19 protein-coding genes are annotated in these 22,501 nt (G+C 70.1%); 5 read left to right on the top strand and 14 right to left on the bottom strand.

Annotation, left to right across the window (positions count from 1 at the left end):
* Window positions 1-45: 45 nt before the first annotated feature.
* The gene (yihG, locus tag QTI20_RS28105; protein WP_286554980.1) at window positions 46-954 is read left to right on the top strand and encodes a 1-acylglycerol-3-phosphate O-acyltransferase, YihG family; all 909 of its coding nucleotides are present in this window, start codon (window positions 46-48) and stop codon (window positions 952-954) included.
* Here yihG and QTI20_RS28100 read toward each other — a convergent pair.
* The 11 genes from QTI20_RS28100 to QTI20_RS28050 all read right to left on the bottom strand — a co-directional run bounded on the left by QTI20_RS28100 (window position 951) and on the right by QTI20_RS28050 (window position 14,920).
* Window positions 951-4,703 carry a molybdopterin cofactor-binding domain-containing protein gene (locus QTI20_RS28100; RefSeq protein ID WP_286554981.1) on the bottom strand — a complete coding sequence of 1,251 codons (3,753 nt, stop codon included), beginning with the start codon at window positions 4,701-4,703 and terminating at the stop codon, window positions 951-953. The genes yihG and QTI20_RS28100 overlap by 4 nt on opposite strands.
* Window positions 4,700-5,176, bottom strand: coding sequence for a (2Fe-2S)-binding protein (locus QTI20_RS28095; protein WP_286554982.1), 477 nt, complete (start codon window positions 5,174-5,176; stop codon window positions 4,700-4,702). The genes QTI20_RS28100 and QTI20_RS28095 overlap by 4 nt, the downstream gene beginning before the upstream one ends.
* A 13-nt stretch (window positions 5,177-5,189) precedes the next feature.
* A complete protein-coding gene (gene pncA, locus QTI20_RS28090) occupies window positions 5,190-5,897 on the bottom strand; it encodes a bifunctional nicotinamidase/pyrazinamidase (protein ID WP_183029120.1) in 708 nt (235 codons plus the stop codon).
* Window positions 5,898-5,931: 34 nt separating this feature from the next.
* Window positions 5,932-6,666 carry an ABC transporter ATP-binding protein gene (locus tag QTI20_RS28085; RefSeq protein ID WP_286554983.1) on the bottom strand — a complete coding sequence of 245 codons (735 nt, stop codon included), beginning with the start codon at window positions 6,664-6,666 and terminating at the stop codon, window positions 5,932-5,934.
* Between the two features lie 2 nt (window positions 6,667-6,668).
* The gene (locus tag QTI20_RS28080) at window positions 6,669-7,466 is read right to left on the bottom strand and encodes an ABC transporter ATP-binding protein (RefSeq protein ID WP_286554984.1); all 798 of its coding nucleotides are present in this window, start codon (window positions 7,464-7,466) and stop codon (window positions 6,669-6,671) included.
* 88 nt (window positions 7,467-7,554) lie between these two features.
* Window positions 7,555-9,477 carry an ABC transporter permease gene (locus QTI20_RS28075; protein WP_286554986.1) on the bottom strand — a complete coding sequence of 641 codons (1,923 nt, stop codon included), beginning with the start codon at window positions 9,475-9,477 and terminating at the stop codon, window positions 7,555-7,557.
* A 132-nt stretch (window positions 9,478-9,609) separates the two neighbouring features.
* Window positions 9,610-10,815 carry an ABC transporter substrate-binding protein gene (locus QTI20_RS28070; RefSeq protein ID WP_286554989.1) on the bottom strand — a complete coding sequence of 402 codons (1,206 nt, stop codon included), beginning with the start codon at window positions 10,813-10,815 and terminating at the stop codon, window positions 9,610-9,612.
* 292 nt (window positions 10,816-11,107) lie between these two features.
* Window positions 11,108-11,692 carry an amino acid synthesis family protein gene (locus tag QTI20_RS28065; RefSeq protein WP_286554991.1) on the bottom strand — a complete coding sequence of 195 codons (585 nt, stop codon included), beginning with the start codon at window positions 11,690-11,692 and terminating at the stop codon, window positions 11,108-11,110.
* A gap of 28 nt (window positions 11,693-11,720) precedes the next feature.
* Window positions 11,721-12,362 carry an amino acid synthesis family protein gene (locus tag QTI20_RS28060; protein ID WP_183029132.1) on the bottom strand — a complete coding sequence of 214 codons (642 nt, stop codon included), beginning with the start codon at window positions 12,360-12,362 and terminating at the stop codon, window positions 11,721-11,723.
* A gap of 22 nt (window positions 12,363-12,384) precedes the next feature.
* Window positions 12,385-13,284, bottom strand: coding sequence for a UPF0280 family protein (locus QTI20_RS28055; RefSeq protein WP_286554994.1), 900 nt, complete (start codon window positions 13,282-13,284; stop codon window positions 12,385-12,387).
* 13 nt (window positions 13,285-13,297) lie between these two features.
* The gene (locus QTI20_RS28050; protein WP_286554996.1) at window positions 13,298-14,920 is read right to left on the bottom strand and encodes a 6-hydroxynicotinate reductase; all 1,623 of its coding nucleotides are present in this window, start codon (window positions 14,918-14,920) and stop codon (window positions 13,298-13,300) included.
* Between the two features lie 342 nt (window positions 14,921-15,262).
* Here QTI20_RS28050 and QTI20_RS28045 point away from each other — a divergent pair, with 342 nt between their 5' ends.
* The 3 genes from QTI20_RS28045 to QTI20_RS28035 all read left to right on the top strand — a co-directional run bounded on the left by QTI20_RS28045 (window position 15,263) and on the right by QTI20_RS28035 (window position 18,174).
* The gene (locus QTI20_RS28045) at window positions 15,263-16,036 is read left to right on the top strand and encodes a ferredoxin--NADP reductase (protein ID WP_183029137.1); all 774 of its coding nucleotides are present in this window, start codon (window positions 15,263-15,265) and stop codon (window positions 16,034-16,036) included.
* Between the two features lie 157 nt (window positions 16,037-16,193).
* Window positions 16,194-16,985 (top strand): TetR family transcriptional regulator, encoded by a 792-nt coding sequence (locus QTI20_RS28040; RefSeq protein ID WP_286555000.1) that lies wholly within the window; start codon window positions 16,194-16,196, stop codon window positions 16,983-16,985.
* A 1-nt stretch (window position 16,986) separates the two neighbouring features.
* Window positions 16,987-18,174 (top strand): amidohydrolase family protein, encoded by a 1,188-nt coding sequence (locus QTI20_RS28035; protein ID WP_286555003.1) that lies wholly within the window; start codon window positions 16,987-16,989, stop codon window positions 18,172-18,174.
* A 4-nt stretch (window positions 18,175-18,178) separates the two neighbouring features.
* On the opposite strand, the gene QTI20_RS28030 is transcribed toward QTI20_RS28035, so the two are convergent.
* Entirely contained in the window at window positions 18,179-18,937 is a 759-nt protein-coding gene (locus QTI20_RS28030) for a zinc ribbon domain-containing protein (RefSeq protein WP_286555005.1), read from the bottom strand.
* A 99-nt stretch (window positions 18,938-19,036) separates the two neighbouring features.
* Window positions 19,037-20,578, bottom strand: a complete 1,542-nt coding sequence (locus QTI20_RS28025) for an MFS transporter (protein WP_286555006.1) — start codon at window positions 20,576-20,578, stop codon at window positions 19,037-19,039.
* Between the two features lie 145 nt (window positions 20,579-20,723).
* On the opposite strand from QTI20_RS28025, the gene QTI20_RS28020 reads away from it, so the two are divergent.
* Complete coding sequence (locus QTI20_RS28020) at window positions 20,724-21,638, top strand: LysR family transcriptional regulator (protein WP_286555008.1); 915 nt, start codon at window positions 20,724-20,726, stop codon at window positions 21,636-21,638.
* Here the strand turns inward: QTI20_RS28020 and QTI20_RS28015 are convergent.
* Entirely contained in the window at window positions 21,623-22,492 is an 870-nt protein-coding gene (locus tag QTI20_RS28015; RefSeq protein ID WP_286555011.1) for an oxidoreductase, read from the bottom strand. The two genes, QTI20_RS28020 and QTI20_RS28015, sit on opposite strands and share 16 nt — an antisense overlap.
* Window positions 22,493-22,501: the final 9 nt, after the last annotated feature.

The following is a 22,501-nucleotide window of genomic DNA, read 5'->3' as shown; positions in this document are numbered from 1 at the left end:
CCTTCTGCGCGCGCCGCACCTCTCCTCTCTTCCGCACCGACACCCATGCTTGGATTCCTCCCCCCGTTCGTCCGCGGCGTCATCGCCGGCCTGCTGCTGGTGATCAACACGCTGTTCTGGTGTGCGTTGCTGCTGCTGCTCTCGCTGGTCAAGCTGCTGCTGCCCTTCGCGGCCATACGCCGCGGCATTGACCCGGTGCTCAACGCCATCGCCACCGCCTGGATCGCCTGCAACAGCGGCTGGATGCGGCTCACGCAGCGCACCACCTGGGACGTGCAGGGCGTCGAGGGCCTGGCCTACCGCGGCTGGTACCTGGTGAATGCCAACCACCAGTCCTGGGTCGACATCTTCGTGCTGCAGCACACGATGAACCGGCGCATCCCGCTGCTCAAGTTCTTCCTCAAGCAGCAGCTGATCTACGTGCCGGTGATCGGCCTGGCCTGGTGGGCGCTGGACTTCCCCTTCATGAAGCGCCATTCGAAGGCCGACCTGCGCAAGAACCCCGCGCTGCGCGGCCAGGACCGCGAGACCACGCGCCGCGCCTGCGAGAAGTTCGCGCTGGTGCCCACCAGCGTGATGAACTTCGCCGAGGGCACGCGCTTCACCGCCGCCAAGCACCAGGGCCAGTCCTCGCCCTACCGCCACCTGCTCAAGCCCAAGGCCGGCGCGCTGGCGCTGGCGCTGGACGCGATGGGCGAGAAGTTCCAGTCGCTGATCGACGTGACCATCGTCTATCCCGAGGGCGTGCCCAGCTTCTGGGACTTCCTGTGCGGCCGCACCACCCGCGTGGTGCTGCGCGCGCGCGAGGTGCCGATCCCGGCCGAACTGGGCCGGGGCGACTACGAGGCCGACTCGGCCTTCCGCGGCAGCTTCCACCGCTGGCTGGCCGAGCTCTGGGCCTTCAAGGACGCGCAGATCGAGACGCTGCTCGCGTCCGCGAAGACCAGGGGTTAAGGCGGCGTGGCGGCGCGCACGCGCGCCACGTCCTTCGCCAGTTCGGGCCAGGGCGCGGCCTGCGGCGCGAAGCGCGCGCGCATGTAGCCGGCCAGCTCGGCGATCTGCGCATCGTCGAGCGCCTCGCGGAAGGCGGGCATGAAGCCGATGTCCTTCGAGGCCGGCTCGCGCACCCCGTCGAGGATGGTGCGCAGCAGGTTGTCGGGCCGGTCGCTCGTGAGGTTGCTGTTGAGCGCCAGCGGCGTGTTCACGCCCAGCAGCGTCGGGCCGTCGCCGTCGTGGTGGCAGGCCGCGCAGGCGTTGTCGAACAGGCGCTGCGGCGCGCCCATCAGGCGGCCCTTGTGGGCGGCCGCGGCCTGCACGGCCTGCGTGGCGAGCGCCTGCGGATCGGGCACCTCGGGGTTGAAGGAGGCGAGGTAGGTGCTCATCGCGCGGATGTCGGCATCGGGCACCTGGGCCAGTTCGCGCACCACCTCGGCCATCGGCCCGCCGGCCGTGCCGTGCGCGGGCGCGTGGCCGTTGCGCAGGTAGCGGTAGAGCGATTCGGCGTCCCACGGCACGGCCGCTTTCGAGCGGCCGGTGAGCGCGGGCGCTTCCCAGCCGTCGGCCATCGCGCCCGACAGGAAGGCGCTGCCGCCCTGCTCCGCGCCCAGCGCATTGCGCGGCGTGTGGCAGGCGCCGCAATGGCCCAGGCCATTGACCAGGTAGGCGCCGCGGTTCCATTCGGCGCTCTGCGTGGCGACCGGCGCATAGGGCGCGGGATCGTGGAACAGCGCGTTCCAGCCGGCCATCAGCGGGCGCACGCTGTAGGGGAATTTCAGGTCCGACTTCGGCGTCGCGGCGACCACCGGCGGCAGCGACATGAAGTAGGCGTAGAGCGCCTGCAGGTCGTCGTCGGTGGTCTTGGCGAAGGCCGTGTACGGAAAGGCCGGGTACAGGTGGTGGCCGTCGCGCGAGACGCCCTCGCGCATCGCGCGCTGGAAGGCGCTGAAGGACCAGCGGCCCAGGCCGGTCTCGGGATCGGGTGTGAGGTTGGTGGTGTAGATCGTGCCGAAGGGCGTGTCCATCGCGCGGCCTCCCGCATTGGGCGTGCCGCCCGCGGCCGTGTGGCACACCGCGCAGTCGCCCATCGCGGCCAGCACCCGACCGCGCTCGATGGTGGTGGCGCTGTAGACCGGCGCGGTGAGCGACACCGGCGCGATGGCCGAACGCCAGCCCAGCAGACCGGCGACCACGCCGAGGCCGCCGATGACCAGCGCTGCGCCGGTGGCCCAGAGGCCCTTGCGTTGCGGCCAAGGCATCTCTGCCTTGCTCCTTCCCCCTTTGGGGGAAGGCGGGGATGGGGGCACGACAGCCTCCCCTCGCCCAGGCCGCAGGCCCCCACCCCCGCCCTCCCCCGGAGGGGGAGGGAGCGAAGCTCGGTTCAATGCGGCCAGCACCGTCTCCGGCGTGAACGGCGGCGACCGGAAGCGCACACCCGTCGCATCGAAGATCGCGTTCGCGATCGCCGCCGTGCCCGGCACCGAGGACGATTCGCCCGCGCCCAGCGGCGCTTCGCCCTGGCGCGGCATGTGCATCACCTCGATCACCGGCACCTGGCGGAAGTTGAGGATCGGGTAGCCGCCCCACTCGCGGTTGGCGACCACGCCCGAGGCGGGCCGGCCCGCCATGAGCTCGCCGGCGGGCGCGCCGCCGGCCTGCTGCGGCGCGAAGCGCACCTCTTCCATCAGCGCGCGGCTGGTGGTCTGGATCACGTTGCCGTGGATCTGGTGCTCGACGCCCGCTGGGTTGACCATCATCCCGGCGTCGTGGCCCACCACCACGCGGCGCACATGCACCTCGCCGGTCACGCGGTTGACCTCCACGTCGGCCACCCAGGCGGCCCAGGCCGCGCCGAAGCCCGGCCACTTGCTGTGGATGTAGCGCGCGTAGGCGAAGCCTTGACCGAAAAGGATGTCGCCGCCTTCTCCGAGCCCGCCGTCGGCGTTCTCCTGCGGCCCGGTGCGCATGCGCCAGCCGGCCTTCTGCGCCGTGGCCTGCACCAGCTCGGCGGCGCGCGGGTCGTGCAGGTGGCGCAGCCGGAACTGCACCGGGTCGACGCCGGCCGCGGTCGCGAGTTCGTCGATGTACGACTCGTGCGCGAAGGAGCTGGGCAGCGCCGACACGCCGCGCAGCCACGAGGCGCGCACGATCGGCGCCATGTCGTTGACCTTCACCCGCAGGTTGTCGACCGTGTAGGGCGGGCGCGCGGTGCGGTCGCCCATCTCGTAGGCCTGCGCCACCGGCTCGACCGTGCGCGTGAGCAGCAGCGCCAGCGTGGGCGCGCCGTTCGACGGGTATGAAGTCTCGAAGTCGTAGGCGGCGATGCCGCCCTCGGCATCGAGGCCGCCGTTGACTTCCATCAGCTGCGCCGCGCCCTTGGGCTCCCACGCATGTTCCTGCTCGCGCGAGAGCTGCACCCGCACCGGCGCACCGACCGCGCGCGCCAGCAGCGCGGCGTCGGCCGCCACGTCGTCGGCGCCGTTGCGGCCGTAGCAGCCCGCGGCCTCCATGCGCACCACGTCGATCTGCAGGTCCTGCAGGCCCATGAGCTTGGCGAGGTCGGCGCGCAGCACATGCGGGTTCTGCGAACCGGCCCACACCTTGAGCTGGAAACCGTCGGCCGCGTCCGCGCACCAGTCGGCCAGCGCGCACGACGGCCCGATCGACGCATGCATCTGGTAGGGCCACACATAGGTGCGGCGCATCGGCTGCGCGGCGCGCGCCAGGGCGCCGTCGACATCGCCGTCGTCGACCAGCAGGCGCTGCGTCGCGGGGTTGTCGCGCAAGGCCTGCGCCACGTCCGACAGGTCGGGCATGCCGGGCCAGGCCTTCCAGCGCACGCGCAGTTCGCGCATCGCCTGCTCGGCATGTTCTTCGCGCTCGGCCACCACGCCGACGAAGTCGCGCAGCACCACCACCGCGCGGATGCCGGGGATGTGCGCGATCGAGGCCTCGTCGACCGACTCCAGCGTGTTGCCGATGTAGTCGCCGTGGTCGGCGCCCGCATAGGGCGGGCGCACCACACGGCCGTGCAGCATGCCGGGCACGCGCATGTCGTGCACGAACACCAGCTCGCCCGCGAGCTTGGCCGGGATGTCGACGCGCGACTGCCGCGTGCCCACCAGCCTGTAGTCGGCCGCATCCTTGAGCGGCGCATGGAGGTCGAGCGTGAGCACGGTGCGCTGGCCGGCGACCAGCGCGCCGATCGGCAGGCGCTGTGCCGCGTCGGCCTTGACGCTGACCACGCCGTCGTCGATGCGCAGCGCATCCACCGCCACGCCGAAGTGCGCGGCCGCGCGCGCCAGCAGCCAGGCGCGCGCCTGCGCCGCGGCGGCGCGCAGGGGCACGGCATGGATCTGGATCGAGGCGCTGGCGATGGTCGCGCCCTGGTTGGGCGCGCGCGCCGTGTCGCCCAGCACCATGTTCAAGGCACCGAGCGGCACGTCGAGCTCCTCGGCCGCGATCTGCGCCAGCGCGGTGCGGATGCCCGTGCCCAGGTCGACGTGGCCGTTGAGGGCGGTCACGCTGCCGTCGTCCCACACCGCGATCAGGATCTCGTCGCCTTCGGCCGGGTTGCCCGCCACCGCGATCGGCTGGCCCTTGGCCGGCGCCATCGGCGGCGGCGTGGGCCGGCTCACGACCAGCACGCCCTCGGCCGAGAGGAAGTCGCCGCGGGTGTGCGGCAGGTCGGCGCGCCGCGCGCTCATGCCGCGCCGCCGGCGATGCTTTCGGCCGCCAGCTGCACCGCGCGCACGATCTCGACGTGCGTGCCGCAGCGGCAGAAGTTGCCCGAGAGTTCGGCGCGGATGCGCGCCTCGCTGGGCCGCGGCTCGCGCGCCAGCAGGGCCGCGGCCTGCATCACCATGCCGTTGAGGCAGTAGCCGCATTGGGCGGCCTGTGCGTCCTCGAAGGCTTGCTGCACGGGGTGCCATTGGGCACGCGAGCCCAGTCCTTCCAAGGTGGTGATCTCTCGCCCATGCACACCATGCGCCGGAATCACGCAGCTGCGCGCCGCCACGCCGTCGACCCACACGGTGCAGGCGCCGCACTGCCCGAGCCCGCAGCCGTACTTCGGCCCGTTGAGGCCGAGTTCGTTGCGCAGCACATGGAGCAGCGTCGCCTCGTGCGACACGGCCAGCGTGGTCGCGCGCGAGTTGACGACGAGGGCGAGTTCGACCAACGCAGCGCCTGGCCTAGCCGATGTCGGAGGACTGGATGCGCTTCACGCCTTTGGACGCCATCTGCTTCCAGGCCGCGGCCAGCGAGCCGTTGAGGTCGATGCCGCGCGTCGCGTCCTCGATCACGTAGGCCTCGAAGCCGGCCTTTCGCGCGTCCATCGCGGTCCAGGCGACGCAGAAGTCGGTGGCCAGGCCGGTGACGAACACGGTCTTGATGCCGCGCGCCTTGAGGTAGCCGGCCAGGCCGGTCGCGGTCTTGTGGTCGGCTTCCTCGAAGGCCGAGTAGCTGTCCATCTCCTTGTGGAAGCCCTTGCGGATGATCAGCTGCGCGGTCGGCACCTTGAGCTCCTTGCCCAGCGCGGCGTCCTCGGTGCCCTGCACGCAGTGGTCGGGCCACAGCACCTGCGTGCCGTAGTTGAGCTTGGTGGTCTCGAAGGGCTTCTTGCCCGAATAGGTGCTCGCGAAGGAGGCGTGGCCCGCGGTGTGCCAGTCCTGCGTGACCACGATGTTCTCGAACGACGGCGCCAGCGCGTTGATCACCGGGATCACCTCGTTGCCGCCCTTGACCGCGAGCGTGCCGCCTTCGAGGAAGCAGTTCTGCACGTCGACCACGATCAGCGCGGCCTTGCCGCCGGGCTTGAGCTTGCCGGCGGCGAAGAGCTGCGGCGACAGCGCGACCAGCCCGAGGGCGGCGCCGGCTTGGAGAACGGTTCTGCGGTGCATGGTGGAACTCCTGACGAGGTGATGAGGAAAGGGATCAGACGCTGAGATAGGCGCGACGGACTTCGTCGTTCGCCGCCAGTTCGGCCATCGTGGCCTGGTAGCGGATCTGGCCCTTCTCGAGCACGTAGGCCCGGTCGGACACCAGCTCGGCGAAGTGCATGTTCTGCTCCGACAACAGGATGCTCACGCCCTGCGCCTTGAGCTCCAGGATCATGTTGGCCATCTGCTCGACGATCACCGGCGCCACGCCTTCGGAGGGCTCGTCGAGCAGCACCAGGTAGGGGTTGCCCATCAACGTGCGCGCGACCGTGAGCATCTGCTGCTCGCCGCCGCTCATGCGGCCGCCGGGGCGGTGGGGCATCTCGCCCAGGTTGGGGAACAGCTTGAACAGCCGCTCGGGCGTCCACACGGGTGCAGCGCTGCCGTCGTTCCAGCGCCGTTCAGGCTGGCGACCGACCTCGAGGTTCTCCATCACCGTGAGATCGGTGAACACGCGCCGGTCCTCGGGCACGAAGCCCAGGCCCAGGCGGGCCGCGACGTGCGGCTCGCTCCTGGAGATGTCCTGGCCCAGGAAGCTCACGCTGCCCTTGCGCTTGGCCAGCATGCCGATCAGCGTCTTGAGCGTGGTCGACTTGCCCGCGCCGTTGCGGCCCATGAGCGCGACCACCTCGCCGCGCCGCACCTCGAGGTCGACGTCGTAGAGGATCTGCGCGGCGCCGTACCAGGCGCACAGCGATTTCGCCGACAGCAGTGTCTCGTGCGTGCTCATGCTCAGGCTCCTACCGCGGCATTCACTTGCGCGGCTTTCTCTGCGATTTTTTCGAATGTCTTGCCGCTGCCGAAGTACACCTCCTGCACCTTCGGATGGTCGCGGATCTCCAGCGGCTTGCCCTGCGCGATGAGCCGGCCGCGGGCCAGCACGATCATGCGGTCGGCATAGGCGAACACCACGTCCATGCTGTGCTCGGTGAAGAGCACGGCCATGCCGCGCTGGATCACCAATTCCTTGGTCAACGCCATCAGCGAGTTGCGCTCCTTGGGCGCCATGCCCGCGGTGGGTTCGTCCATCAGCAGCAGCTTGGGCGCGTTGGCCATCGCGATGGCCAGCTCGACGCGCTTGACGTCGCCGTAGGCCAGTTCGCTGCAGGGGCGATCGGCCTGGGTCTTCATGCCGACCTGCTCGAGCAGCGCCAGCGCGTCCTCGCGCCGGTGGTCGGCCGCGCGCCGCCACATCGAGAACAGCTTGCCGTCGTGCGAGAGCAGCGCCATCTGCACGTTCTCGACCACGGTCAGCGAGGCGAAGGTCTCGGCGATCTGGAAGGTGCGGCCCACGCCCATGCGCCAGATCTCGCGCGGCTTCAGGCCCACGAGTTCCTGGCCGCCGAGCTTGATCGAGCCCTGGTCGGCCTTGAGCTGGCCGTTGACCATGTTGAAGGTGGTGGACTTGCCGGCGCCGTTGGGGCCGATCAGCGCCAGCAACTCGCCGGGCGCGAGGTCGAAGCTGATGCCGTCGACGGCCTTGACGCCGCCGAAGGACTTGCCCAGGTTGGTGACTTGCAGGAGGGTCATCGGGAATCTCGTTGGAAAGCGGTGCGCGCAGGCGCGCAGGGCAAGGCGCCCGGAGCGGCGACGGCGTGGAAAGAAAGCCCCCTGACCTTCACGCCTTCACCTCCCCGAGCGCCGGTGCTTCGGCCTTGGCGCTCTTGCGCCGGCGGTCGACCATCTGCTTGATCGAGCCCGCGATCCCCTGCGGGAACAGCAGCACGAGCAGCAGGATGATCGCGCCGAGCATCGCGCGCCAGTAATCGGTGTTGCGGGCCACGGTGTCGTGCAGCCAGGTGAAGGTCACGGCGCCCACCACCGGGCCGGCCAGCGTCTGGATGCCGCCCAGCAGCACCATCACCAGGCCGTCGACCGACTTGCCGACCGCCATCGATTCGGGCGAGATGCTGCCCTTGGAGAAGGCATACAGCGCACCGGCCAGGCCGGCCACCGTGCCCGCCACCACGAAGGCGGCCCATTGCATGCGCTTGACGTCGATGCCGATCGCGTCGGCGCGCAGCACCGAGTCGCGGCCCGCGCGCAGCGCATAGCCGAAGGGCGAGAACAGCACGCGGCGCAGCCACCACACGCCGCCGCCCACCAGCGCCAGCGTGACCCAGTAGTACACGCGCTTGTCCGACAGCCATGCCGAAGGCCAGACCCCGGTCAGCCCGTTGCTGCCGCCGGTGAAGCTGTCCCACTGGTAGGTCACGGCCCAGGTGATCTGAGCGAAGGCCAGCGTGAGCATGGCCAGGTACACGCCCGACAGGCGCACCGCGAACCAGCCGTAGACGAAGGCGCCGAGCGCGGCGATCAGCGGCGCGGCCACCAGCGCCAGTTCCATCGGCATGCCGCTGGAACGCACCAGCAGTGCCGCGGCGTAGGCCCCGAGGCCGAAGTAGGCCGCGTGGCCGAAGGAGTGCATGCCGGCCGGGCCCATGATGAAGTGCAGGCTGGCGGCGAACAGCGCGGCGATCAGCAGGTCGATCATCAGCACCACGGTGTAGGGCGCGTTGGCCGTGAGCAGCGGCACGGCCGCCAGCACCAGCGCGAACAGCGCGGCGCCGATCACGTAGCCGCGGCCCGCGCGGCGCAGCGGTTCTTCCTGCATGCCCACGTAGCGGCTGGGCGCCTGCGCCCGGCCCATCAGGCCCCAGGGGCGCCAGACCAGCACCACGGCCATCACCAGGAAGTCGACCACCAGCGTGAGCTTGGAGAAGGAGACGGCGAAGCCGAAGATGTTGACCACGCCCAGCCAGATGCAGATCGCCTTGAGCTCCGCGATCAGCAGCGCCGCGACGTAGGCGCCGGGCAGCGAGCCCATGCCGCCCACCACCACCACCACGAAGGCGGCGCCGATGGTGTTCAGGTCCATCTCCAGCGTCGCGGGTTCGCGCGGCAGCTGCAGCGCGCCGCCCAGGCCCGCGAGCAAGGCGCCGAGCGCGAACACGGCGGTGAACAGCCAGGCCTGGTTCACGCCCAGGGCGCTGACCATCTCGCGGTCCTGCGTGGCGGCGCGCACCAGCGTGCCGAAACGGGTGCGCGTGAGCAGCAGCCAGACCAGTCCCAGCACCACCGGGCCGACCACGATCAGGAACAGGTCATAGGAAGGGAACTGCCGGCCCAGGATCTCGACCGAGCCGCGCAGGCCGGGCGCGCGCGGGCCCAGCAATTCGTCGGGGCCCCAGAGCCAGAGCACCGCGTCCTTGATGACCAGCACCAGCGCGAAGGTGGCCAGCAGTTGAAAGAGTTCGGGCGCCTTGTAGATGCGGCGCAGCAGCAGCACCTCGATCAGCGCGCCGAGCACGCCCACCACCACGGCGGCGAGCAGCAGGGCCGGCCAGAAGCCCAGGCTGCCGCCCAGCTTCTCGACCAGCGTGTAGGCCACGTAGATGCCCACCATGAAGAAGGAGCCGTGCGCGAAATTGACGATGCGCGTCACACCGAAGATCAGCGAAAGACCGGCCGCCACGAGGAACAGCGAGGAGGCACCGGCCAACCCGTTGAGCAACTGAACGACAAAACCTGAAAAACTCATCGGGGATCCTTGGGGGACGCTTTATTCATTCGTGGGGGCCGCCGCGCGCGGCCGCCCGAAGCGGCCGGCCCGCCCCCGGTAGGGGGTTGGCGAAGCGACACGCAGTGCGCGCAGCCTGGGGGCGAGCAACAGTTACTCGGCGGGGCGCATCTTCTTGACTTCCTCGTCGCTCGGCTGGAACTTGGCACCGTCGAGGTAGACGTAGTCGACCATCACGCCCTTGCCGTTCTCGTTCTTGGTCTTGCCGACGTAGGCGCCCATGGTGGACTGGTTGTCCTGCGGGCGGTACATGAACTTGCCGAAGGGGCTGTCGACCTGCAGGCCCTTGAAGGCCGCGATCAGCTTCTCGGTGTCGGTGCTGCCGGCCTTCTTGATGCCGACCGCGAGCGAGTGGATCGCGCTGTAGCCGACCACCGAGCCCAGGCGCGGGTAGTCCTTGAACTTGGCCTGATAGGCATCGGCAAAGGCCTTGTGCTCGGCCGTCTTGAGCGAATCCCAGGGATAGCCGGTCACGATCCAGCCGTTGGGCGCTTCGTCCTTGAGCGGGTCGAGGTACTCGGGCTCGCCGGTCAGCACGCTGACCACTTCACGGCCCTTGAACAGGCCGCGCGTGTTGCCTTCGCGCACGAACTTCGACAGGTCGGCCCCGAAGAGCACGTTGAAGATCGCGTCGGGCTTGGCATCGGCCAGCGCCTGCGCCACGCTGCCCGCGTCGACCTTGCCCAGCGGCGGCGCCTGCTCGGCGACGAACTCGACGTCGGGCTGCACGGCCTTGAGCAGCTGCTTGAAGGTCGCGACCGAGGACTGGCCGTACTCGTAGTTGGGGTAGACCACCGCCCAGCGCTTCTTCTTGAGCTTGGCGGCCTCGGGCACCAGCATCGCGACCTGCATGTAGGTCGAGGGGCGCAGGCGGTAGGTGTAGCGGTTGCCGTTGCTCCAGACGATCTTGTCGGTCAGCGGTTCGGCCGCCAGGTAGAAGAACTTCTTCTGCTTGGCGAAGTCGGTCAGCGCCAGGCCGGTGTTCGACAGGAAGGCGCCGGTCAGCACGTCGACCTTTTCGCGCGAGACCAGTTCCTCGGCCACGCGCACCGCGTCGCCGGGGTTGGCGTTGTCGTCGCGGCTGATGAGCTCGAACTTCTTGCCGTTGACGCCGCCCGCGGCGTTGATCTCGTCGACCGCGAGTTCCATGCCCTTCTTGTAGGGCTCGAGGAAGGCCGGTTGCGCCTTGTAGCTGTTGATCTCGCCGATCTTGATCACGCCCTGCGCATGCGCGGGAACGAGGGCGGTGGCGAGCGTGGCGACGGCGGCCGCGCTGAAGACATGACGCAATGGGTTCATCGGGAAACTCCTAGGTGGAACAACGCAAAAAAATTTCGGACTTGACCGGACTCAAAGGGCGCAAAAACAAGGCGAAGCCGGAGAACAATTCCTGGATTCCTTCCGCGAATTCTGCGAAACCTTCGCGTCCTCTGCGTCCGGATGGGGGGCCGGGATCGGATACCGGACGCAGAAAGCGCAGAGATTTCGCAGAGGACGCAAAAGTAAAACCAGATCTTGGATCCTCTTTCTTGCGCCTTCTGCGTGATCTTCGCGTCCTCTGCGTCCAGATGTCCGTGTTTCTCGGGAAGGCCTAGCGAAGACCATCCTCGCCCTTGACCTCGGCATGCTGCAGCCCGCCGATGCGCGGCAGCGGACGCCCGCTGTCGGTCACGGCCACGGCCACCACGATCTCGTCGGCGCGCGGCGCATCGGACACGCGGGCCTCGATCGCGTCGAAGTGGCTGCGCACGAAGGCCGCATCCTTGTGGCCCAGCGGCACGTCGATGGCGGTGCCCAGCGTGCCGCGCTTCTTGGCCGAAGGCACCAGCGCGGCGCCCTTCTCGACCGCCACGCGCAGCGGCGCGCCCAGCTTGGGATGCAGGATCGCGGCCGCATGCTCGAGCTCGCCGGCCTCGCCCACGATGGCGGCCTTGCCGTAGCTCTGGGCATCGGCGGGCGCGATGCCCAGCGCGGCCACGGCCTTCTGGCCCAGCAGCGCGCCGAGTTCCTCGCCGATGGCGATCAGTTGGTCGAGGTTCTCGCTGTAGCGGCCCGCGTAGGGGTTCTCGATCACGGCGATGGCGACGGCGCGGCGCGTGGGCGGCGTGACGTCCTGGCCCATTTCCTTGCGGGTCTCGTCGACCTGGATGACGAGCTTGCGGATGTTGGCGGTCATGTCTGGATCTTCCTTGGTTGTCTCGGGCTCAGCGCAGGCCGTCCCACTTGGAGATGTTCTCGGCCAGCAGGCCGCCGACGCGCGCATGGATGCGGTAGCCGGTGCTCATCGCGAGGATGAAGACGATCTCGTCGGCCGCCGGCGCGCCGGGCACGCGCACCTCGATGGCGTCGAACTGGCCGCGCACATAGCTGGCGTTGATGTTGGTCAGCGGCACGTCGAGCGTGGCGCCGGGCGGGCCCACCTTCTTGGTCGAGGGCACGATCGACAGCGCGTTGCCGGGCTGCCCGCTCTTGTCCTCGGCCTTGCCCGCGGTGTAGGCCGCGCGGTCGCCCTTCCAGCCGAGCAGCTCGCGCATCGCGTAGCCGCCGGGCACATGCCACAGCGCACCGTGCTCGAGCTCGCCCGCGGCGCCGACGATGGCGCCCTTGCCGTAGGTGGCGATGGCTTCCAGCGGCACGTCCATGGCCGCGTGCAGCCGGTGCGCCATGTCCACGCCCACCGGGTCGAGCAGCGCCATCATCGGCAGGATGTCCGGCTCGTAGCGGCCGGCGAAGGGATTGGTCATCACCACGCCGATGGCGCCACGCACCAGCGGCGTCGCGGCGCGCGGGCCGAACTCGTGGTGGATGTGCTCGACATGGGTGAAGACGCGACGGATATCGATCATGGAATGAAGGCCTGTCTTTTCGTTAAGCAAATACTGAACCAACTGCAGCGGCCGGCACGTTGGCGCGGATGGAGCATAAGGGTTCGACCTGGCGCCATTGCCCCTGGCAAACCAGCACCGCGGCCCAGATCCGGCCCTGCCGTTGCAGCGCCTGTGCACGGCGCGCGCCCGCATCGAGTGCACGGCGCACCGAGTCGGGTGCCAGTGGCGGCACCTCGACCGTGACCGGGATGTCGCCGAGGTCGCTGTCGTCCTTGCACTCGCGCGCCGGCAGGCGCCGGATCGCGGCGTCGTCGACGTCCACCGCATTGGCGATCACCGTGGCCGCGGCATCGGCCTGCGAAGCGGTGGCGGCCAGCACCGTCACGCTGTCGGCGATGCCCAGCGAGAAACTCCGGCCGCGCCAGCCGCTGGTGGCGACGCCGCGCACCGGCTGCCCGGCCTGGATCTCGAACTGGCCGTCGGTCGCGAGCGGGCCGGTGTCGCGCAGGTCGAAGCGCGCCAGGTCGGCGAACAGCCCGACGCGCGCCGAGCGCCCGGGCGCCAGGTGCAGCGCGATGTCGCCGCCGTTGTTGACCCAGGCGCGTTCGATGCCGGGCCGGCGGTAGAACGCGACGATCTCCTCGGCCACCGCGCCCGCGACCGCGGCCATGGGCGTGATGAAGCTTTCGCCGAACGGTGCGCAGGCCTGCCACATGCGCTGGGCGACCGGGCCCTGCAGCGGGCAGTGCGCACCGACCGGCGCGCGCAGCGCGGGCAGCTCGCGCACCAGCTCGGCCAGCAGCGCTTCGAAGCGCGCCCAGGCCGATGCATGCGCGTCGGCCACGGCCGCGGCCTCTCCCTCGGCCTCGATCAGCAGATCGATCGGTCCGTGCTGGAAGTGCCAACGCTGGGCGTCGAGCTGGCGGCGTTCGGCGTGCATGGAATGGCCTGCGTCAGCCCAGCATCGGCGGCTGGCCCAGCGGCCACGGGTTCGCATCGTCGATGCGCACCCACTGCCGCGCGGTCGGCGCACCGTCGTCCTGCCAGGCGCCACGCGCCAGCGCCTCCTGCAGCGGGAACACATGCTCGACATGGCCGCCCAGCGCCGCGTAGTCTTCGAGGCGCATGCTGAATTCGATGGGCGCGACGATGGCCGGCGTGGGCACGGTGCCGAAGCTGTTGTCGGGCATGCGCATCACGTCGACCATCACCGTGATGCCGCCGCCCGGCCACACATAGGCCGGCGCGCCGCCGCAGGTCACGTTGACCAGCGCGCGCTTGATGGCGCGCGTGAGCAGCACCGGGTTCTCGGTCACGCCGGCGCGCAGGCTGCCGCCCGCACCGCCGAGGAAGAGCACGGTGCACAGCGAGGGCTCGCAGTTCTCGCCGATGCGATCCACGATGCGTTTGACTTCCGGCGGCATCGGCTGCTCGACCGGCTTGAGCGCCTCGTCGAGCACGTACCATTGCGCATGCTCGCCGGTGGTCGAGGTCATGAGCAGGCGCAGGCCGGGCTTGGCCACGCCCTCTTCCCAGCCCTCGATGATCGCCAGCGGATCGGCGATGTCGGTGCCGCCCCAGCCGTCGCCGGGGTTGGCCACCTGGAAGTAGCGCCCGGGCGTGGACTTGCGGCCCAGCATCTTGATGCCCGACTCGGGCATGTCGAGGCAGCGCCCGGCCTGGTGCTGCGTGAGCACGCCGGTGATGTGGTCGTCGACCACCACCACCTCGTCGGCCACGCCCGCGAACTGGCGCGCGAAGATCCCGACCGCGGCCGAGCCGCAGCCCACGCGCATGCGCTGTTCCTCGACGCCGTTGACGATCGGGGCCTTGCCGGCCTGGATCACGAGGCTGGAGCCGCCGTCGATGGTGCATTCGACCGGCTGCTTGTTGCCCAGCCGCTGCATCAGCTCGGCCGTCATCCGGCCTTCCTTCTTGCTGCCGCCGGTGAGGTGGTGCACACCGCCCAGCGACAGCATCTGCGAGCCGTACTCGGCCGTGGTGACATGGCCCACGACCTCGCCCTTGTAGCGCACGTTGGCCTGCTCGGCGCCGAGGAAGCGGTCGGTGTCGATCTTCACCTTGAAGCTGCAGTAGCTGAAGATGCCCTCGGTCACGACCGTGACCATGTCGACACCCTGCGCCTTCGAGCCGACGATGAAGGGCGCGGGCTTGTAGTCGGGGTAGGTGGTGGACGAACCCACGCCGGTCACGAAGACCTCGTCGGCATGCAGCAGGTCGCCGTTCCAGTCGGCCTCCACCCCATCGTCGCCCTCGGCCGCCGGTTCGGCGCCTTCGCGTGCGAAGGGCACCAGCGCGGGCGCGGGGCTCTGGAGTTCGCGCCGCAGCAGCACCACCGGGTCGACGCGCACCAGCACGCCGGCGCGGTTGGCATAGCGGTCGCAGGCGCCGGTGCGGCCCTCGGAGATCTGGCACAGCACCGGGCAGGCGTTGCACTCGACCTTGGCCGTGCTCATCTTTTCGCTGCGCGGCGGCGCCTTGCCGAAGCCCGCGGTATCGGTGGCCGTGGGAACGTCCATGCCCGGCAGGCCATCTGTCTTGGTGTGTTCAGTCATCGTGGCATCTCTCTTGAAGCGTCCTGCAGCACGTGCAACAAACATGCCGGTTCCACGCTTGTGCGCAATTTGTCATTTGTGTAGCATCCACTCCACTTTCATGTGGTGTTCACTACATTGGACGCATGAAATGTACCGATCCGGCCCGATGCTTGCATGGGTGTTTTCCTAGGGTCCGTTCAAGCTGTTTCCGGGGATCGGAGGCGGGTTGAACGGGCCTCGGCTCCCAGACTTGGTGCGCAGTGACCGACAATCGGGCGGAGCCCGCCGGTTGACGCTGCCAGCCAGGTACAGCAAGCCCTCGTCGCCTGCCATTTCGTCCACTTTTTTTCGAGTCATCCCATGAGTGCATTCAGCGAAGAACGCGTCCTCTCGGTTCACCACTGGACCGACCGCCTGTTCACCTTCACGACCACGCGCGACCCCGCGCTGCGCTTCTCCAACGGCCACTTCACCATGATCGGCCTCAAGGTGAACAACAAGCCGCTGCTGCGCGCCTACAGCATCGCCAGCGCCAACTACGAGGAATACCTCGAGTTCCTGAGCATCAAGGTCGACGAAGGTCCGCTGACCTCGAAGCTGCAGCACATCCAGGTCGGCGACACGATCATCGTGGGCCGCAAGCCCACCGGCACGCTGCTGATCGACTACACGCTGCCGGGCAAGCGCCTGTACCTGTTCGGCACCGGCACCGGCCTGGCACCGTTCATGAGCATCATCCGCGACCCGGAGACGTACGAGAAGTTCGAGAAGGTCATCCTGGTGCACGGCGTGCGCCAGGTCGACGAACTGGCCTACCACGACCTCGTGAGCGACCACCTGCCCAAGCACGAGATCCTGGGCGAGATGATCGAGAAGCAGCTGCTCTACTACCCGACCGTGACGCGCGAGGAATTCCGCAACATGGGCCGGATCACCGAGCTGGTCGAGAGCGGCAAGCTCACCGACGACCTCGGCCTGCCGCCGATCAACGCCGCCGAAGACCGCGTGATGCTGTGCGGCAGCCCGGGCATGCTGGTCGACCTCAAGCACATGCTCGAGGGCCGCGGCTTCAAGGAAGGCAATACCAGCACGCCCGGCGACTTCGTCGTCGAACGCGCCTTCGCCGAAAAATGACCCCCCCCGTGCCGCTGCGCGGCTCCCCCCCAGGGGGGCACATCCTGCGGTCTGGCGAAGCCAGTCCCGCGGATGTCGCCGGCATGGCTCGCTCCGCGGCAGTCGGCACGCATGGGCTGCCGGCGCTGGCCCTCGCGTGCCCGCACCGACGCACGGCATGAGCACCCGCAAGCCCGCCGCCAAGCCCCAGCGCAAGACCGGCGTGCGCGAAGCAGCGGCGCAGGCCACGCGCGACGCGATCCTCAAGGCGGCCACCAAGGTGTTCGCCCGCTACGGTTACGACGGCGGCAGCGTCGAGAAGATCTCGAAGGCCGCCAAGTCCTACGACCGGATGATCTATTACTACTTCGGCAGCAAGGAAGGCCTCTTCATTGCGGTGCTCGAAGGCATCTACCGGCGCATGGACGAGGCCGAGGCCGCGCTCGACCTCGACACCTCGCGCCCCGTGGAAGCATTGACGGCGGTGATCCACTTCGTGCTGGGCTACTACCGCAAGAACCCCGAGTTCGTCACGCTGCTCAACACCGAGAACCTGCACAAGGGCCGGCACATCGCGAAGTCGCTGCGCGCCAGCGAGTACTCCTCGCGCGCGGTCGCGATCGTGCGCGAACTGCTCGCCAGTGGTGCATCGCAGGGCCTGTTCCGCACCGACCTGGCGGCCCGCGACGTCTACCTGCTGATCGCGGCCACCGGCTATTTCTACACCTCGAACCGGCACACGCTGACGACCTTCCTCGGCGAGCCGCTCGAGACGCCGGAGGCGGTCGCGCATTGGGAAGACTTCATCGTCGAGACCGTGCTGCGCACCGTGCGTGCGGACGAGAACGAGAACGAGAACACAGAACCCACCCCACCCCACGAGGTAAACATGACCCCCATCGCTCACGTTCGTTCACGGCCCCCCAAGGGGGCGCAAGCCTCCCTTGGGGCGGCCCGGCGGGAGGCTTGACATGGCAGAAATCGCAGCCGGCGCAAAGTCGGGCAAGGTCGTCATCAAGAACATAGGCTTGCTGCTCTCGGGCGACATCGACAAGCCCATCCTGGACGCCGACACCATCGTGGTGAACGACGGCCTGATCGTCGCGGTCGGCAAGGAGAAGGACTGCGACCTCGAGGGCGCGAAGACGGTCATCGACTGCCGGAAGACCGCCGTCGCGCCGGGCCTGATCGACAGCCACGTGCACCCGGTGTTCGGCGACTGGACCCCACGCCAGAGCCAGCTGGGCTGGATCGACTCGTCGATGAACGGCGGCGTCACCACCATGATCTCGGCCGGCGAAGTGCACCTGCCGGGGCGGCCCAAGGACATCGTCGGCCTCAAGGCCCTGGCCATCACCGCGCAGCGCGCCTACGACAACTTCCGCCCCAGCGGCGTGAAGGTGCTGGCCGGCGCGCCGGTGATCGAGAAGGGCATGGTCGAGAGCGATTTCAAGGAGCTGGCCGAGGCCGGCGTGGGCCTGCTGGGCGAAGTGGGCCTGGGCACGGTCAAGGCCGGCTACGAGGCCAAGGAGATGGTCGCCTGGGCGCGCAAGTACGGCATCCAGAGCACCATCCACACCGGCGGTCCCTCGGTGCCGGGCTCGGGCTACATCGACAAGGACGTGGTGCTCGAGGCCGACGCCGACGTGATCGGCCACATCAACGGCGGCCACACCTCGCTGCCGGAAGCGCACGTGTGCGAGCTGTGCGAGAAGTCCTCGCGCGCGATCGAGATCGTGCACAACGGCAACGAGAAGACGGCCATCGCCGCGGCCCGCGCCGCCATCGAGCTCAAGTGCCCGCACCGCGTGATCCTGGGCACCGACGGCCCGGCCGGCTCGGGCGTGCAGCCGCTGGGCATCCTGCGCATGGTGTCCTTCATCTCGGCCTTCGCCAACATCCCGGCCGAGCAGGTTTTCTGCTTCGCGACCGGCAACACCGCGCGCATCCGCAACCTGAACTGCGGCCTGATCGAGGTGGGCCGCGACGCCGACTTCGTGTTCATGGACCGCGCCCAGCATTCGCCCGCCCCGGGCCTGCTCGAGAGCGTGGCGCTGGGCGACATCCCGGGCGTGGGCATGGTGATGATCGACGGCATCGTGCGCAGCGGCCGCAGCCGCAACACCCCACCGGCCACCGAAGTACCGGTGGTGCTCTGACGCCCTAACGCCCGCGCGCGCCGGGCGTCGAGAAGTCGTAGTGCGGGCCCGGGCCGGCCACCACCGGCGGCCCCGGGTCGGCCGGCTGCACCGGGGTGCCTGATGAACCCGCGGGCACCGCCGCACCCGCGGCGGGCCGGGGGCCCGGCACGATCGGCGGCCCATCGTCACGGTAGCTTGGCAAGGAGGTCATCGCGGGCGGCCGCGAGGGCTCGACCCAGGCGCCCGTGGCGGCGTCCCCCGCGCCCGCCTCGGCCGGCGCCGCCCGGGCGCGCGCGCGCGCGGCGCGGCGCTGCTGCGCGGACGGGGGCGGCGTGTAGGGAAACACATCGGACGGCGCGGCCGCGGTGCCGGTGGTGGCGGGCGGCGGGGCCACCGGCGGCGGCGAAGGGGCCACCGACGGCGCGGTGGCGACCGGCGGCGGCGATGGGGGTGGCGACGGCGCCACCGGCACCTCGGGCACCGCGGCGCCCTGCCCGGTCGGCGGTGGCTGCGGCACCTTGCTGCCCGTCAGCATGTAGAGCGCCCAGCCCATGAAAGCGAGCAGGATCACCAGCCCGCCGATGAAGACCTTGACCCAGATCGTGCCGGTGTCGGCCGTGGCCGGCGCCGCCGGCATGGCGGACGAGACGGGCACGGCCTCTTCCCCGATCGAGGGCTCGGCACCCAGGCGCGCGGCGCAGGCCGAGCAGAACCGTGCGCTCGCGGGGTTGCGCGCGCCGCATTCCGGGCAGACCATCGTCGAAGACCGCTGGCTGAACATGCGCAGAACTTTGCATCAGAACCCGGGACTCCGGCAGCCCTGTGACGTTTCCACATGTCACGACCTATGTCATGGCGGGCGGCCGTTGCGCCGCCATCATCAGCAGGCGCGCGGCTCCGAGGCCAGCGCCACGGCCTCGGGAAGATCCGGCTGCGCCTCCCCGCGCAGGAAGCCGAACACCGCCAGCGCGGTCAGCACCGTCACGGCCGCCAGCACGCACAGCAGCGTCGCGAAGGCCGCGCCGTAGGCATGCAGCACTTCGTCCCGGCCCAGCCCCGGAAGAAGCGCCAGCGCCTGCGACAGGTCACCGGTGGTCACGCGTTGCGCAGCCTGCGAGGCGGCCAGCGCGCCGTGGCCCGTGAGGCCCAGCTGCCGCGCCACCAGCGCCGTCAGCCCCGCGCCGACCAGCGCCAGCGCGATGCCCTCGCCGGCCACGCGCACGGTGTTGAAGATGCCCGAGGCCATGCCGGCGCGCTCGCGCGGCACCACGCTCACCGCCAGGCCGTCCATCAGGCCCCAGGGCAGGCCGATGCCCGCGCCGATCAGCAGCAGCGGCCCCACCATGCCGGGCAGCGGCGTGCCCGGCGCGCAGCGGCTGAGCCAGAACAGGCCGGTCGCACACATCAGCAGGCCCAGCGCCGACAGCACGCCCGCCGGATGGCGCTGCGCGAGCCAGGCCGCCAGCGTCGGCACCACCAGGATCGGCCCCGACAGCGCGAACATGAAGCCGCCCGCCTCCAGCGCGCTGCGCCCCTCGAGCCCGACGAAGCGCAGCGGCAGCAGCACCAGCAGCACCACGAAGCCGTAGGCCGGCGCCGCGGCCAGCAGCTGCACGCCGACGAAGCGCGGGAAGCGGAACAGCGACAGGTCGAGCATCGGATGCGCGACGCGCCGCTCGATGGCGACGAACACCGCGCCCATCAGCGTCGCGCCGGCCAGCGCACCGAGCACCCACGGGCTGCCCCAGCCGCTGTCGGGCGCCTGCAGCACGCCCAGCGTGAGCAGGCTCAGCGCGGCGGTGAAGCTCAGCGCGCCGGGCAGGTCCAGGCCCTGGGCCTGCGGGTTGCGCGACTCGCGCATGCCGGGCGCGGCGATGCACAGCGCCAGCAGGCTGACCGCGCCCGGGCTCAGCATCACGGCCTGCCAGCCGAAGGTCTGGGCCAGCCAGCCCGAGAGGATCGAACCGCAGGACAGCCCGACGCCGAAGGAGGTGCCGATCAGGCTGAAGGCGCGCGTGCGCGCCGGCCCGTCGAACACCTGCGCCAGCGCGGCCGTGCCGGCCGCGAAGCCCGCCGCCGAACCCAGCCCCTGCAGCGCACGCACCAGGTCGAAGGCCACGATGCCCGGCGCCCAGGTCAGCATCGAACAGCTCAGCGCCACCACCGCCAGACCGAGCAGGAAGACCCGCTTGCGCCCGAAGGCATCGGCCAGCGCGCCGGCCGCCAGCAGGGTGGCGCCGAAGCTCAGCATGAAGGCGTTGGTGACCCAGTTGAGCTGCACCGGGCTGCCGCCCAGCGCGGCGTGGATCGCGGGCAGCACCACCGCGGGGCCGGTGAAGCTCAGCGGCATGCCCAGCGCCGCGAGGCAGACGGCGGCCAGCAGCCAGGCCCTGGAGGCCGGAGAAGAAGACGGGGAAGACATCGCAAAGCTTTCACGCAGAGACGGAACGAGGGCATCGAAACGCCCAGGCGGGGCGTGGGGAGAAGATAGAAAGGATTCAATGCAATGAAAATAGCGGCCCGATTCCTCACACCCCCAACCTCAGGTTGCCAATCCCCTCGCACCCATGGACAGCTTCAGCGGACTCGAATCCTTCGTGCGGGCGGCCGACCTGCTGAGCTTCGCGGGCGCCGGCCGGCAGCTGGGCATCTCGGCCTCGGCCGTGGGCAAGAACGTGGCGCGGCTCGAGGCGCAGCTGGGCCTGCGTTTGTTCCACCGCACCACGCGCCAGGTGCGGCTCACGACCGAAGGCGCGCTGTTCCATGAACGCTGCCGCCGCATCCTCGACGAGCTCGACGATGCGCGCGCGATGATGCAGGACGCGGTCGCCACGCCGCGCGGCCACCTGCGCGTGAGCCTGCCGACCATCGGCTACCGCTTCCTGCTGCCGGTGCTGCCGGAGTTCAAGGCCCGCTATCCGGAGATCGAGCTCGACCTCGACTTCAACGACCGGCTGGTCGACGTGATCGCCGAGAACGTCGACGTGGCGATCCGCAGCGGCGAGCTGGTCGACTCGGGCCTGGTGGCGCGCCGGCTCGGCCCCTTCAACTTCGTGCTGGTGGCCTCGCCCGCCTACCTGGCGCGCGCGGGCGTGCCGCAGGCGCCGGCCGATCTGGCGCATCACTTCTGCCTGCGCTACAAGTTCGTGACCGACGGCCGGATCGAGGAATGGGACCTGGCCGGCCTGCCCGCGCAACTGCCGCTGTGCCTGGCGACCAACAACATGGAAGCCATGCTCGGCGCCGCGGTGGCCGGCCTGGGCCTGGCCTACATGCCCGACTTCCTCGCGCGCGATGCGCTGGGCCGCGGCGAGCTGCAGTGCGTGCTGGGCCCGCACGTGGTGCGCCAGGGCCAGTTCTCGGCGCTCTGGGCGTCGAGCCGGCAGCTGTCGCCCAAGGTGCGGGCCTTCGTCGACTTCGCGTGCGAGCGGCTGTTCAACGAAGCCGATGCGCCCGGCCGGCCGGCTCAGGCCGGCGCATAGTCGGTCGAGGCCGCCACCTCGGCCCATTCGGCGGTCTCGCGCTCGAGGTAGGCGATCTTCTCGCCGATGGCCTGGAGCGTGTCGGTGCCCAGCGGCAGGCGCATCGGCGGTGTCGGCGAAGCGACCAGCGCCAGCACGGCCTGCGCCAGCTTCTGCGGATCGCCCGGCTGGTTGAGGCTGATCGCGCGCGCGGCCGCGCGCACCTGGCCCGCCGTGCCTTCGTAGTCGGCGATCCGGCGCGGCGACACGGTGAGCGACGTGCTTTCCAGGAACTCGGTGCGGAAATAACCCGGCTCGACCGCGGTGACGTGGATGCCCAGCGGCGCGAGCTCGTGGTGCAGCGCCTCGTTGAGCCCCTCGACCGCGAACTTGGTCGAGCAATAGACGCCGAAGCCCGGGCCCGAGCGCTGGCCGCCGACCGAGGACAGGTTGAGGATGTGGCCGCTGCGCCGCGCGCGCATCGCGGGCAGCACCGCGCGCGTGACGTTCAGCAGGCCGAAGACGTTGGTCTCGTAGAGCTTGCGCACCTCGTCGGCCGTGGCCTCCTCGACCGCGCCCAGCAGGCCGAAGCCGGCGTTGTTGACCAGCACGTCGATGCGGCCGAAGCGCGCCAGCGCGGCCTCGACGGCCCGCGCGATCTGCGCCTCGTCGGTGACATCGAGTGACACGCCCAGGAGCGCCGGGTGCTCGCCGAAACGCTGGGCGATGGAGGCCGCATCGCGCGCCGTCGCGACCACGGCGTCGCCATGCGCGAGCGCGGCTTCGGCCATGCGGGCGCCGAGGCCGCGCGAGGCGCCGGTGATCATCCAGACGCGCGGGAATCCGGTGGGGGTGGAAGCAGGGGTGGCGGTCATGTCGGGTCT

The organism is Variovorax sp. J2P1-31 (assembly GCF_030317215.1).
Classification (GTDB): domain Bacteria; phylum Pseudomonadota; class Gammaproteobacteria; order Burkholderiales; family Burkholderiaceae_C; genus Variovorax.
This window is presented reverse-complemented; position numbering and strand designations above follow the sequence as displayed.